The organism is Enterobacter sp. BIGb0383, assembly GCF_003751845.1.
In the GTDB taxonomy this organism is placed as follows: Bacteria; Pseudomonadota; Gammaproteobacteria; order Enterobacterales; family Enterobacteriaceae; genus BIGb0383.
The window spans coordinates 773,365-787,567 of the sequence record NZ_RJKQ01000001.1 but is presented as its reverse complement, the minus strand read 5'-3'; the positions used below and the strand labels follow the sequence as shown (position 1 = coordinate 787,567).

The 14,203-nt window shown below is 52.9% G+C and carries 11 protein-coding genes; 8 read left to right on the top strand and 3 right to left on the bottom strand.

Annotated features, from left to right (window positions below; translation table 11 throughout):
• Positions 1-12: 12 nt before the first annotated feature.
• The 6 genes from EDF81_RS03815 (at position 13) to EDF81_RS03790 (ending at position 8,302) form a co-directional block, all read left to right on the top strand.
• Entirely contained in the window at positions 13-1,320 is a 1,308-nt protein-coding gene (locus tag EDF81_RS03815; protein ID WP_123346406.1) for a hypothetical protein, read from the top strand.
• Positions 1,321-1,508: 188 nt separating this feature from the next.
• Positions 1,509-2,750 (top strand): tail fiber protein, encoded by a 1,242-nt coding sequence (locus tag EDF81_RS03810; protein WP_123346404.1) that lies wholly within the window; start codon positions 1,509-1,511, stop codon positions 2,748-2,750.
• Between the two features lie 291 nt (positions 2,751-3,041).
• On the top strand, positions 3,042-4,334 hold the full coding sequence (locus tag EDF81_RS24025) for a contractile injection system tape measure protein (protein WP_184999460.1): 1,293 nt from the start codon (positions 3,042-3,044) through the stop codon (positions 4,332-4,334).
• Between the two features lie 3 nt (positions 4,335-4,337).
• Positions 4,338-6,416, top strand: a complete 2,079-nt coding sequence (locus tag EDF81_RS03800; RefSeq protein WP_123346400.1) for an ATP-binding protein — start codon at positions 4,338-4,340, stop codon at positions 6,414-6,416.
• Positions 6,417-6,452: 36 nt separating this feature from the next.
• Positions 6,453-7,346 carry a DUF4255 domain-containing protein gene (locus EDF81_RS03795; protein WP_123346399.1) on the top strand — a complete coding sequence of 298 codons (894 nt, stop codon included), beginning with the start codon at positions 6,453-6,455 and terminating at the stop codon, positions 7,344-7,346.
• A gap of 44 nt (positions 7,347-7,390) precedes the next feature.
• The gene (locus tag EDF81_RS03790) at positions 7,391-8,302 is read left to right on the top strand and encodes a hypothetical protein (protein ID WP_260232644.1); all 912 of its coding nucleotides are present in this window, start codon (positions 7,391-7,393) and stop codon (positions 8,300-8,302) included.
• Positions 8,303-8,382: 80 nt separating this feature from the next.
• On the opposite strand, the gene EDF81_RS03785 is transcribed toward EDF81_RS03790, so the two are convergent.
• The gene (locus EDF81_RS03785; protein WP_123346395.1) at positions 8,383-8,667 is read right to left on the bottom strand and encodes a DUF2623 family protein; all 285 of its coding nucleotides are present in this window, start codon (positions 8,665-8,667) and stop codon (positions 8,383-8,385) included.
• A 173-nt stretch (positions 8,668-8,840) separates the two neighbouring features.
• Between EDF81_RS03785 and EDF81_RS03780 the strand changes: the two genes are divergently transcribed.
• Complete coding sequence (locus tag EDF81_RS03780) at positions 8,841-9,071, top strand: hypothetical protein (RefSeq protein ID WP_123346393.1); 231 nt, start codon at positions 8,841-8,843, stop codon at positions 9,069-9,071.
• 44 nt (positions 9,072-9,115) lie between these two features.
• On the opposite strand, the gene EDF81_RS03775 is transcribed toward EDF81_RS03780, so the two are convergent.
• On the bottom strand, positions 9,116-11,257 hold the full coding sequence (locus EDF81_RS03775; protein ID WP_123346392.1) for a bifunctional diguanylate cyclase/phosphodiesterase: 2,142 nt from the start codon (positions 11,255-11,257) through the stop codon (positions 9,116-9,118).
• Between the two features lie 464 nt (positions 11,258-11,721).
• On the opposite strand from EDF81_RS03775, the gene EDF81_RS03770 reads away from it, so the two are divergent.
• Positions 11,722-12,888 (top strand): methyl-accepting chemotaxis protein, encoded by a 1,167-nt coding sequence (locus EDF81_RS03770; RefSeq protein ID WP_123346390.1) that lies wholly within the window; start codon positions 11,722-11,724, stop codon positions 12,886-12,888.
• Between the two features lie 42 nt (positions 12,889-12,930).
• On the opposite strand, the gene EDF81_RS03765 is transcribed toward EDF81_RS03770, so the two are convergent.
• Positions 12,931-14,097: a GGDEF domain-containing protein gene (locus EDF81_RS03765; RefSeq protein ID WP_123346388.1), complete on the bottom strand. Its 1,167-nt coding sequence runs from the start codon at positions 14,095-14,097 to the stop codon at positions 12,931-12,933.
• Between the last annotated feature and the right edge of the window lie 106 nt (positions 14,098-14,203).

Sequence of the window (14,203 nt, the reverse complement as noted above, 5' to 3'; positions counted from 1 at the left end):
CGGAGAAAAAAGATGGCCGACAGCAAAAGTAATAAAACCACTTCTAAGCCAAAGGGAAGCATCAGCAACGCGGAAAAAAGCGCTGCGGAGGCAGTAAAAAAAACCGCCATTGCAGTGAAGAAAACGGCGATAGTAAAAGCGGAGACGGCGGTGCTGGCAGGAAGCGATCTGCCCACGGCGGATGCGCTAAAAGGGCGTTTTAAGGCGGGGAGCATTCCACTGCAGAGTGATTTTGCCGATCTGATTGATATGGCGAATATTGGCCGTCAGGCGGTGGGTGACAACGGGACCGGGTGGGGGCTGGTAAAGGACAGTCAGGGGCGTTTGCAGCAGGATTTAACACATGAATACAGCATTGTTTATGATGTTTCACCAGGTTCAACAGCAGATACTATTATAGCGCCGGAGCATTTTTTTGGCGTTGAATTGCATGATAAAATAGCGCTCCTTGCCGTTGACACCGATACAGGGCCGACTCAGGCTGTTGCTAAATTGAACGGAGACTCAACGCACTTTTTATGTCCGGCAGTCAAAATTGATTCATCTGGACAGAAAAAAAGAACAACGGTCACTATCGTTGGTCGTAAAAAGGTGGGGGTAAATTTGTCCTGGCAGCCTTTTGAATACGTTTCAATGGGGTATGATACCTATAGCTTTTATTATGAATTTAGACTCGATACCACCGAGGACGACTTTAGCAATTGTACGTTATTTATCGATCCTCTCGTTCTGACGGTTAATCTAATTTCAGATGTTGACAACGATCCTGTTGGTGAAATTCTATCTCGAATGACGGTGAGGTTTACCTGCGTCGGGAGTAATATGATCATTCCCCAGGGGTTAATCAGCATGTTCTCAGGAAGTAACGTTCCGGCTGGCTGGGCATTATGTAATGGGGAAGGTGGTACGCCAAACTTAGTAGACCGTTTTATTCTCGGAGGTGACTTTACACAATCTGGAAAAAGCGGAGGAGTTTCATTGGATGGCAGCGATGATTCGAAAAGTTACAAAGTATCAACCGACCAACAGTCTCCAGGTGAGATTAGTATAGATATTGCTGGTACTGCACTCACGGCCAGCCAACTTCCTCCACACTCACATAATGTAAGATACACATGGAATACTGGTAACCCCGATGGAGGTACGACATCAATTACCGTAGGGAATGAAAACAGTCCGCCAAGAAGAGAATTGATTGATGCTGTTGGAGGTGCTTCGGAAAAGCATACGCACAATGCCACGGCTTCAGTAGGAACTCATGCTCATACTTTTACTGCACTTCCAGCTTATTATATTTTGGCTTTTATCATGAAGTTGTAAATACTTGGCCATTAAAGCTATGAATTATTAATTTATGGTTAATGACATATAGAGTTCTGTTAGAGTGAAATTCTATAGTGTTGAATTTTTCCTGTATTCTATTTGCGTTTTTTAAATTGCGTTAGTCTGTTTTTAAGGAAAGAATAACGATTAACCAGTTTAAGAAAAAATCCATCCGGAGGAATAAAATGGCTGACAGCAACGATAAAAAAACAACCGTAAGCAAAGCGAAAAAAAGCACGGTAACGAAAGCGAAAACAACGGCGGTTAAAAAAACGGTATTGACACAGGCAAGCGTACTGACGCAGAGCGATCTCCCCACGGCGGATGCGCTAAAGTTGCGCTTTAAGGCCGGGAGTATTCCACTGCAGAGTGATTTTGCCGATCTGATTGATATGGCGAATGCCGGTGCCAGCGCTGCGGGGTTGGCTTCAGGGCAGACTCGTGCAGGTCAGGGGATGAGGATCAGCGACTCCGGACTGCTGGAGCCTGATATTACATCATATAATTTTAAAAATGACCCTGTTGGTTGTAGCCCTGTTATGGTGAATACAGATACCAATCAGATTGTTGTCGATCTTGACAATGGTCTGGTGCAGGACTCTTCTGGATTAGGTGTAAAAGCTGACACGGGGATTACCGTAAGCGACAAGGGTGTTGCCGTTAAGATCAAGGCGGGTTCAGGGGTTACCGCAGATGAGGATGGAATTAGCATTAAAACAGGGACCGGTATTGAATTCGATGCTGATAATGTTTTACAGCTTAAATTAGATTCGGATTATAGCGATCCTGATTTCGCTCCGCTTATTTTTAAAAATAACCGCCTGGAGACCGATCTGGGTTCCGGGCTGGTCTATAAATCTAATGGTATCTGCGTAGGTGCAGGCGACGGGATTGCCGTGGATAATGATTCCATCCGTGTCAAGGCAGGCTCTGGTATTACCGTGGACTCATCAGGCGTAAGTGTGGATATATCCGCCGTTATCCCAAAAGGGATGATTACTATGTTTTCCGGAAGTGCCGTTCCGGATGGCTGGGCATTATGTAATGGGGAAAATGGTACGCCGGATTTGCGAGATAAATTCATCAGGGGGGCGAGTAATCTTGAGTCCTCATCGGGTGGATATAATACGGCGAGCTTTACCCCGCAAGGTTCTGTTAATATCGGTGGGCATGCTTTGACTGTTAATGAAATGCCATCGCATAATCATGCTATAGTAAGGAGTTATAGTTCTAGTTCTCTTGGTGATAACTATTATCCTGAACTACAAAAATCAGGTGATATACCAGGTGGAAACTCAGCGGCGAATACAATAGGTTATGCAGGTAACGGCGATAAGCATAGCCACACGGGAACGTTTTCAGGAGAGATGACTTCCGTCGATATTGTTCCAGTTTATTTCGCTCTTGCATTTATTATGAAGCTGTAACTTACCCAGATGCAGATGAGTAACGTCATGCATATAAATAGCATTAAGATTAAAGTGTCAATTAATTCTTGTGCGCGAGGAGAAGTATTACTTCGCTCGCATTATCTTTGCGCTGAAAATATTAAAAACATTCTTCAACAATATTACTGGAAAACCCCTGTCGTCATAAATAAGCTGGTATTAAATCTTGGAGCTATTCCATTCCTGCAGTTTGATACTCAGTTTAATGCCCGACTGGCGCAGGCCTTTGCGGATGCGTTATCGAAGGAGGCGGGGAGCGGTAGCCCGGAATTGCATTCTTCTGCGGGCAACCGTTCTCCCGGTGAGTCCCGCGATCCAGAAATTCTGCTGGCCGGGTTTGATGAAGAAGCGGCAGTCTATCCGCTGGCACTGTGCTGTTTGCAGCCTGTCAGGCTGCGAACACTGCTGCTGCTCCGGCAGATGGACCGGCTTCAGCTGTTGCTAAAGCGGATGCTGCTTATGGCATTACCGGAACCATCCCCTCCGCCACCCGCCTTTTATCGCCGGGCAACGGAGAGTCGGCTGGCTTTCGCGGCGCTGGCTTATCTGCTTAGTGATACCCGGGGGCAACGCTGGTTAAGTGAGCATTACCCGGATAGTCGCCAGTTAAATGCCTTGACGGAGGCGATTCGTGACGAGGAAGTGCCCGCCGAACTGGTGGTACAGGTTCTGGAAAGCGCCACCCGGCCCGGCTCACGGATACCGCCAGCCACGGTAATTTTTCGCTGGTTGCTGCCTCTCTGGCAGCAGGGAACCGTGCGCGATGCGGTGGTTAAGCGCGCGGGACGGACCGTTGCAGAGCACATTTCTACGTATTTCAGACAGGTTTTACAGCAGCAGTCGCCGTTGTCACGACAGGCTCCGTCATCACAACAGACGCATCAATCGCCGTTGTCACGACAGGCACCGTCATCACAACAGCCGCAGCAGTCGCCGCTGTCACGACAGGCTCTGCCATCACAACAGCCGCAGCAGTCGCCGCTGTCACGACAGGCACAACAATCGCATCAGCCGCGACAATCACCGTCGCAGCAGCCGTCACCACAATCACAGTCCGTCAGCAATGCCGGTCTCGCCATACTCTGGCCGCTGTTGCCGCAGCTGTTCTCCCTGCTGGAACTGACCCGGGAGGATCGTTTTATCCACGACTCTGCCCGCTGGCAGGCGGCAGTCTGTCTTGACGGACTGGTCTGGGCGCAGGAGCAGCCGGTGCCGTCACGTCTGGCGGTAAATCGTCTGCTGTGCGGGATTGCGCCCGATGTGCCACAGCCGGAACTCAGTCCCCTGAGCCCGCAGCAGCAACAGCGGCTGGATGACTGGCTGACGGCGGTTTCTCGCCAGTTGCCGGGCTGGCAAAAGCTGGGGCCAAATGACATTCGCAGCCTGTTTTTACAGCGCCCTGGCGAGGTGGTGTATGACACCGTTCCACCACAAATAAAGGTGTGGCCGGAGGCCTTTGATTATCTGCTGGGCGACTGGCCCTGGCCGCTGACCATGGCCGCACTTCCCTGGCTTAAACAGCCGCTAACCCTTTTCTGGCCGCTTCCACATCTGACAGGATAAAATATGCCTTATTCTCCCGAACATATTGTTTATTCGCGGCCGGTCGTCGAGAGCGACGAGGCAGATTTTTGCCTCTGCCTTGAGCGCATCGATCTGCTGTTCCAGCTGGATTATGTACAGCGTATGGGGGAATTCCCCGCCGGTCTGGAACATTTTTCTTTGCCGGAAGATGAGATTGTCCGGCGTCTGCAGTCCCCGCAGGGAAACCCCTGCTGGATACAGACGGCGGACGTTTATCTCCCCGACGCCGACAGGGTGTTGACGCAGCGGCTGCAGTTCCTGGTGGATACTTTCGATCTCACCCCCGGCGAACGCGATATTTTGCTGGTCGCGCTATTGCCACGCCTGAGCGACCACTATGCCCGACTCCCTGAGGGTGAGCTGGGGGAAAGCGTCAGCCGAAGTCTGCTGACCCGACTCTTTGCGACATCGCAAATTGCGTTTCAGCTGCTGCAGTCGGCGCTGCATCCGGCATCACCCCTGTTTCGCTTTCAGTTGCTGACAGAGCTCAAGCCCGTGGGAAACAGAAAGTCCCCATCAACTTACGCGTTGAATATCGCCGTATGGCATTTTTTCTGCGGCAACGATCGGCTGACGACCTCACTCCATGCCTGGACGCACCGGGCTGAGACCGATGCGTCGGCATGGTACCCGGCCGCTCTCGTGGAGCCGATTGCCCGTCTCTGCCTGACGCCTGCCGACGATGTTCCCCCCATTGTGGTCCTGGAGGGGTATGAGCAGGACGGGCGGGAGCGGGCGCTGGCCACTCTGCTGGCAGAGCACGGGCGTAGCCTGTTATGCGTCAATGCTGAAGGGCTTGCCAGCCTGCCGGAGGCGCAGCAGCAGCAGGCGATTATCGGAATTGTCCGCGATGCCCTGCTGGATAATGCCGTTTTGCTGCTGGAAAACGTCGTGCAGCCATCCGCCGTGGAGCATAGTTATCTGCAAACCCTGACGTCGCTGCTGAAGCAGATCCGGCTGCCGGTGGTTGTGCTGGCCGACGCCGCCGCGACGGTCCCCGTCTTTTCCGGACTGGCCTGCGTGCATATTGCTATGCCGCAGCCCACGCTTGATGAAAAAGCCGCGCTGTTACAGAAGGCGTGGTCGCCCAGACCTGCCGCCGGAGAGAAACAGGCGCTGTTTAACCTGGCGCAGCGCTATGCGTTTAATCCGGCTGATGTTTCGCAGCTAATGCAGGAGGCGGAGTATTACCGCCAGCTCAGGGACAGTACTGCATCTCTTAAACCGGATGATTTACGTCAGGCGCTGGCCCACCGCACGCGGAAGAATTTCGGCAAGCTGGCGCAGCGCATTACGCCAACACGCACTTTCGACGATCTCGTTATTTCGACCGCGATGCACAAGCAACTGGCGGAGATCCTCGCGACCATCCGGCTGCGGGAAAGCGTCACGGAAAAACACTTCAGCCACAAAACCGGCGGCAAAGCCGGCGTCAGCGCACTGTTTTACGGTGATTCAGGGACCGGGAAAACCCTGGCGGCGGAAGTGCTGGCGCAGCATCTGGCCGTGGATTTGATCAAGGTCGATCTTTCCAACGTGGTGAATAAATACGTGGGTGAAACGGAAAAAAACCTCGCACGTATTTTCGACCTGGCCCAGGCCGACAGCGGCGTGCTGTTTTTTGATGAGGCCGATGCCCTGTTCGGTAAGCGCAGCGAAACCAAAGATGCCCACGATCGTCACGCCAATATCGAAGTGTCGTATCTGTTGCAGCGTCTGGAAAATTACCCCGGTTTGGTCATTCTGGCGACCAACAACCGTAACCATCTCGACAGCGCCTTTAATCGGCGATTTACCTTTATTACCCGCTTTACCTGGCCGGATGCCGCGCTGCGGGCGCAGATGTGGCAGGCCATCTGGCCGAAGACGTTGAAGCTGGCGGATGACGTCGATTTTAGCCAACTGGGTACCCGTAGCGAACTGACCGGCGCCAATATTCGCAACGTTGCGCTACTGGCCGCCGTGCTGGCGGCGGAAGAGAAAAGTAAAAAGATCCACCTGCATCATATCGAACATGCCATCAGCCGGGAGCTGGGCAAGCTGGGCCGTCTGGCCCTCTAACCCTGGGCTACTTTTTAATATTACAGCGAGGTTACTATGTCCGCGATTACACCCTCTAATACCATTGTTGGCGTGAATAAAGCGTTGCTGGCCGCTCTAAAGGGTTATCTCGACCCGGATAACAAGGGCGGTATTGATATTCGTTTTGACTTGCCCGATGTCGACAGTGTTCAGTCAACGCCCACCGTCAGCGTCTTTTTGTACGACGTGCACGAGGATTTACAGCTGCGGCAGAGCGAGCGTTCTCGTCTGAACGTGAGCGGCGGCGTATTGCAGGCCGGGTGGGTGAACCTGAGCTGCAATTATCTGATTACTTACTGGGAGGCGCAGAGTGCGGGCAGCGACGGGGACGGCCCGGACAGCAGCCCGGATAATCAGGCCGTACAGATCATGACCCTGACGTTACAGGCGCTACTGAATAACCGCAGCCTGGACGGTATTGCCGGAGCATACACCCGTATTGTTCCGCCACAGGAAAACTTAAGTAGCCTGGGTAGCTTCTGGCAGGCGCTGGGCAACCGACCGCGCCTGTCGCTGATGTATTCCGTGACTGTGCCGATCCTGCTTGATAACAGCCTGCCGCAGACGCTGGTGAAAGCAGTGACTAGCGAGATAGTGCAGACGGCCAATGTGGATATGAAAGCGCTGAATAACCAGCTGTGGCAGACCCTGTGCCAGCAACTGGGCAGCGGCGGAGAGCAGAAACTGGCCAGAGTCAGTATTGAAAGCCAGCAGCAGGCGACTGAGGAGGATGATGGTTCGGTTATTAACGTCAGCCTGGTGATTACTGGGATCATCGATAAAGCGTATCAGGATGACCTGGAGGCGATCTTTAAAACCTGGAGTGATAATAAGGCTGCCGCCACGGAGATTAACGGTACCGAGGTACATATTGTCGATCTGCAGAAAAGCGAGCTTTTCGCCGTTTAAGGTCGTGCAAAATACTCAGTGGTAACAGAAAAATGAGGTCTAAGATGAAAAGTAAAGTTAAAGAGCTCGTCGAGATTGCCGAAAATTTTATTTTGAAAGAACATATGGCGGCTATTTCAGTGGCGGCCAGGAAAGGCAATTTCTGCGTCAGCTTCCGCGAAGCGGGTCCCTTCACTATCAATGCCCTTAGCCACGGGGCGAAAGCAAAAGGTCACGATATTCTTGAGAAGACCATCAAACCCAGCTCGTTGAAATCGAAATATAAAGATCCAGAAGAGTATGAGGCCGTGTTTCAACTGGTTAAAGATATTGATCTTATTGGTTATGTTGGTCACTGGGATAACACCGGCCTGGAGGGAGTTTATACCGGAGATGTCAAAAAAACAGCCCTTGCCGACTCGGTCTCCAGTGGGATTCTGGACCTGACCAACCCCAGAAATATTGACCAGCTACAATCTCAGGATAACTGGAAGTCAATCCCTTATACCGGAGACTATGATGCTCACGATATGATTACTTTTCGCGGAGCGGGTCGACCAAGAACCGTTATGGTCAATTCGAAAGAAGAAAAAGATATTATTAATGGCATTAACAGCCAGGTGGCAAAAGTCGATCCAGCACGGCCTTTTGATGATATTGAACATAACGTCGTGCGTCATGGTGCCCAGGTCAACTTTTCCTCTTTTATGGTTGCACATGAAAAGGATGTTGTGGACCGAGATGGCGGGTTTCTAGGTGCGGTAGCCAGACCGGGTGAATTTCCTCTTGCGGTTTGCGATCGTGGCAACTGGTTTATTGTCAGAGATATTTATCAACTGGAAGCCTTTTATGAATCTATTGGTGCGAAGATAAAAGAGACCTGGTCAACGAAAGGGGCAAGAAACTACAGCGATACGAAGAATGGGCGAGTGCGCTATGGACGACCGATGCCGCAACCGACGTATATGGCCCGATAAAACGGTTCCGATGCTGTTTTTTGTAAAAATATTCATGACGGGCTGGTATAACCGGCCCGCGAGAATGGTTTCAATAGAGCTTAACCCACCTCATACCCCATAAAGAAGCAGCGAATCGTCTCGTCGGCTTTATACTCGCTGAAAAACTCCACCATGCTGGCGGTATCAAGCTGATAGCGCTTTGTCAGCCGACCGGCTTCCCAGGCGGCGGACTTCCTGTCGCCGGTTTTTTTGACGATCTGATAGCAGTAGCCCAGCACGTAGCCTTTATTGTATTCGGAACAGAAACGCCCGGTCATAAATGCCATGCAGGTGTCGGTACTTTTCAGGCCCGCTTTCAGGCCATTACCAAAATGATTACGCATAGGTCACCCCCTAAAATACTCGTTATATAATTAAATATATAATGGTGGGTTGAAGACGGCTATACCCCTTTAGTAGACTATGTCCTGAGCCATTCAATTCTGTACATCTGCAGCGCGCCGTGCCACGATCCGCCCCGTTTTTTGGCAAATGTAAGAAAGAAGCTGGTTTACTGATGATGATGAAAGTTTTGGCGGCCGCCGGGTTTCTGGCTATTGCCGTTGGCTGTGCGGTTGTACCGTCACAGCGCATTGCTGCCTGTACGCAGCAGGGAGGAAGCGAGGCAGCCTGTGCCGCCTCGGAATGGGATTATAAAAAGGTGAACCCGCTGCCGCAGTATGACACCGGCAATGTGGCAAACTTCCCGAGGATGATGGCGACCCTGTCCGATACCGGACACGCCTGATCGCAACGCTAAACCCGCAGACGCGGGTTTTTTTACGCCCGGCGTCAGGCCTGCTTCTTATGTTTAATCAACGGATGATGGTGAACAACGGTGCGCGGCCTTTTATTGCTGCGCACGATGCTGACCGGTACGCTCTTTGCGGGCAGAAGCAGGGGGATCTGCTCTGCGGGCACCGCATGGGAGAACAGGAACCCCTGCAGAACGCCGCAGCCCAGGCTGGTCAGCAGTCGCTGCTGTTCCTCGGTTTCAATACCTTCCGCTACCACCTTCATATTCATCGCATGGGCGATATCGATAATGGTGGCGACAATCCGCACATTTTTATTGTTGTCGTGCAGGTCGCGGATAAAACTCTTGTCGATTTTCAGCTCGCGGGCCGGTAGATTTTTCAGCATCAGCATATTGGAGTAGCCGGTGCCGAAGTCGTCAATCGACACCGTAATACCGAGACGGCTTAAAGTTTCCAGCACCACCACGCTGTGCTCCATATTCTTGAGCGCCGTGCTTTCGGTGATCTCCAGGGTCAGGCGAGAAGGGGGGAACGGGTAGCGTTCGAGCAGGCTGCTCACGTTATCGGCCAGATCCTGCTGGTCAAACTGCAGCGCGGAAATATTCACCGACAGGGTCCAGTCCGTATGGCCCTGCTGCTGCCAGATCTGGAGCTGGCGGCAGGCGGTTTCCAGCACCCATTCACCGACGGTGAGGATCAGACCGGTTTTTTCCAGCAGCGGTAAAAAGAGCGCCGGAAGCAGCACGCCTTTGGTGGGGTGACGCCAGCGCAGCAGCGCCTCAAAGCCGGAGACTTCGGTATTGATGGCGTGATATTTAGGCTGATACCAGAGCTCGAACTGATCGCGATCCAGGGCCTGGGTCAGATCCTGCAAAAATGCCGGTGCGGCGAGCGTCTTCTGGGTCATCCCCTCATGCCAGATAGCCCAGCCGTTGCGACCTCGCTGCTTAATATTGTACATAGCGGTATCGGCGCGCAGTTTCAGGATATGCAGGCTGTCGCCGTGTTCAGGATAGAGGCTGACCCCGGCGCTCAGGGAGACCTGAATAATTTGCCCGGCTTCGTAGAAGGGGCGTTTTACCGCATTCACCATCTGTGCCGCCAGCTCTGACACTTCCGCCTCGTCCGTCTCCGGGACCATCAGCACAAACTCATCCCCGCCGAGGCGCGCCAGCACCATTTTCGACGTCAGGCAGGCGCTAATACGATTGGCCACGGAAACCAGCAGGTGATCGCCGACATGGTGACCCCAGGCGTCGTTGACCAGCTTAAAGCGATCGAGATCCATAAAGACCAGCGCGAAGCGGGTCCCGTTTTTCACCGCGTCCTCCAGGCAACCTTCAAGGCGCATATCAATATTACTGCGGTTGGCCAGGCCGGTCAGGCCATCGTAATGGGCCTGATGCGCCAGCTGCTGGTTAAGCTGTTGCAGATTTTCGGTCAGCCGGGTGGTGCGGATTTGTGAATCAACCATGGAAACAATCAGCATCACCCCGAGAATCACCAGGGTGGTCGCGGAGACCCAGACGGACAGCCCCATCTCGTTGACGCCGCCGTTCATATACTGACCGTGGTTATGGAACTCCGCCGCGCTCATTCCGGTATAGTGCATGGCGGCGACGGCAAATCCCATCACCATGGCGGCCAGAATACGGTTGATCAGTACACCTTTGCTGTTCACCCTCAGGCTAAAGGCCAGCCAGATGGCGGTGCCGGAGGCGACGATGGCGATAAGTACCGACAAGCCCACCAGCCCCATATTCCAGACGATAATGTCGTGCATCATCAGCGCCGCCATGCCGAGGTAGTGCATCACCACCACGCCCGAGCTCATAATCGCGGTAGCGAGCAGATGCCGTTTGACGGACAGCGTTTGACCTGAGACGGCGATATTGATTGCCAGGGTCGAGGCGACCAGCGCGGCCAGCAGAGAGATAAAGGTCAGATGCAGGTCGTAACTCATTAGCATCGGCATTTCCATCGCCAGCATGCCGATAAAGTGCATGGACCAGATCCCGATACCCAGCGTCGCGCCCCCGGCGATTCGCCAGAACAGGGCCGCTTTTGCGCCGGAGGTCGATATTTTACCGGCGCTGTCCAGCGCAATAAATGAAGCGATAAACGCGACCAGATATGAAATGCCGACCAGCACAGGGTCCCACGAGACATAAAGCATCATGTCATCCACTTCTATTAGAGTTGTATAAATAATCTAGCAGTAATTTTTAACGCTGCGCTATAAAATTGCTGCCGATCAAAAAAATAAATGCCAGCACCGACTACAGTTGATAGTTTTTTATCGACTGGAAGGAATAAAAAATGAGGGTTGATAGAGAATAAAGTTATTAATTTAAGCCTTGCTTAAGGCTTAGCATACTGGAGTTAACCGGCCATTAACCATTACCCTGCTAAGCGCTGGTTTGTATCATATATCTGTTTTATTTATCTGTGGCATTGCGATTTAGTAGAGACTTATAGCTGGTTTTTATCTTTGATGTGGTTTGTTGTGCTATCCAAAGGTAAACGTATCGCCATAAACGGCGAACATTGATTTGCATTAAAATAAGCATGTAATAGCCAAAGGGCGGTGCTATAACACTCCTGCACACCATCGTGAATAATGTAGCGGCAGGGCTGATTATGCTTAAAAATACTAGCGTCAGAACAGTTATATTGGTGTTTTTACTTTTGGTGTTTTTACTGGCGGATATATTGGCAGTCACTTTATCGGCAAGTAGCACTTTATTGTTAACACTCAATATTCTCTGGGCTGGATCGATTTTTTTATTGTGGCTTTATATGACCCGCTATCTGGTATCGCCGATCAATACGGTAAAAGCCAGTATCGATGCGGTAATATCCGGCGACCTCTCCATTACTATTCCTGACTTCGGCAATAACTGTGCCGGACGTCTGATCCCCGGAATTAATAAGCTTTCCAGCAATATAGCCACGCTGGTCGGTGAAATCAGGGCATCATCCCATACGGCAATGAGCCTTTCCGAGCAGCTGGCCGCACGGAGCGCCGAGCTGTCGGTGAAGACGGAGCAGCAGTCGGCGTCGCTGATCCAAACCGCGGCCAGTATGGAACAGATGGCTGCCAGTACCAAAAACAATGCGGATAATACCCGTCAGGCCAACGATCGCGCCAGTGAGGCGGTAGGCAGCGCGCGTAAGGGTGGGGATCTGATGGGCGAGGTGGCGACCAATATGCAGTCGATTACCGACTGCGCCCGTCAGATGACGGAGATTATCGCCATGATCGACGGTATCGCCTTCCAGACCAATATTCTGGCGCTAAATGCCGCCGTTGAGGCAGCGCGTGCGGGGGATCACGGTAAAGGCTTCTCCGTAGTGGCTGAAGAAGTGCGTAACCTTGCGCACCGCAGCGCCGAGGCGGCGAAAAACATCAAGCAGCTGATTAGCGTGACCAGTGATAACGTTAATCAGGGCGCGACTATCGTGGCCGAAGCGGAGAAGAACATGCAGGAAATTGTTTCCGGCGCGGGCCTGGTCAGTCATCTGATGGATCAGATCTCGGCCTCCACTCACGAGCAGGAAAAAGGCATAGACCAGATTACTATTGCCCTTTCCGAACTGGAAAAAGTGACCCAGAGCAATGTGACGGTAGTGGAAGAGCTGGCGGGTTCGTCAGACGTGCTGAAGCAGCGGGTGACTGAACTGGAAAATCGCACCAAAGGGTTCCGCCTGAGCCAGAATGAGGTGCAGAACGTTGCAACCGCTCCGGTTCGCAAACCGGCTGCGCCGCTGGCGAGCGCCCAGGGCGACTACTGGCACTCGTTCTGATCTTATGCTGGCAGTGATGATGCCCGTGCCCCTGCACGGGCTTTATTTTGCGTAGAGCACGGCGTGCTGGGTTGGCAATGTGGCATTAACCCAGCCATTCCGTCCCCGCGCCTTGGCCTGATACAGGGCATTGTCGGCGCTGGTGAGTAACATCTGTGCATCCATGCCCGGCAGCCAGCGCGCGATGCCCTGGCTGACCGTGATACGCGGTAAAACGGGCGAATACAGATGGGGAATATTCTCCGCCGAGAGTCCGTCGGTAATGGCCTGGATCGCTTCCATGACCTGGGACTCATCACCCGTTGGAAGCAGCATCACAAACTCCTCTCCACCAAAACGCCCGGCGGTGCCCTTCACGTGTTCTGCCACCCGCTTCAGCACCTGCGCAATCGCCACCAGACAGCGATCCCCGGCCGGATGTCCGTAATGGTCGTTGTAGCGTTTGAAGTGATCAACATCGAGCATAATCAGGACAAAACTCTCACGCAGCAGCTGGCTGCGCAGGATCTCGTCCCCCAGCCGTTTTTCAAACCCCCGGCGATTGGCCAGGCCGGTCAGCGGATCCCGATGGGCCAGCCTGCCCAGCTCATGGATCAGCACGCTATTCTCCTGCTCCCGCTGCAGCGCCAGCAGAAACCAGCCGTTAAGCGCCCGGCGGCCCGACTCCAGTAGCCCGGCCAGCAGCAGCCACATCATGCTGTTCAGCACCGTCAGATTGGCTGCATAGACCAGCGAGGCGACAAAAATCATCAGCCACAGGGGGACGATAAAGCTGAGCAGCACGTTGGGATCGAAATAGAGCGAGAGCAGGGCGGTAAACAGCAGCAGGGCGGCGAAAGGGAAGATGATCCACAGATCGCCGCTGGCGATCAGAACGCAGAACACCACGCCCCAGCTAAGGCCAATAATGGGTACGCAGATGCGCGCCATCGTGCTGAGCCATGGCGCATCCTGCAGCGGGGCATTTCTAAGAATAAACAGGACGCTGGAGGACAGTGTCAGCACCAGCACCATCATGGTTTCCAGCAGCCCGTGAGGCTGCATCGGCACCACCGGTGCCATCGGCGGCGCGAACCATGCCCGGCCGAGAATAAAGGTCGAAAAGAGAATATTGACCCACAAAAACCAGACGATGCTCTTCTTGATGGCCAGATTGCGCGTGGCCGCCAGCCGTGAATCAAACGTCTTTACCGGCTTAATACTGGCCACTGGCGTACTCCTGAAGACCTGAAATTTAACTAACTGTTCACCCGATATTAACGGCACGCGGTTGCGATTCTTTACCCTTAAATTTGTGCGGGGAATTGGCGGCTGA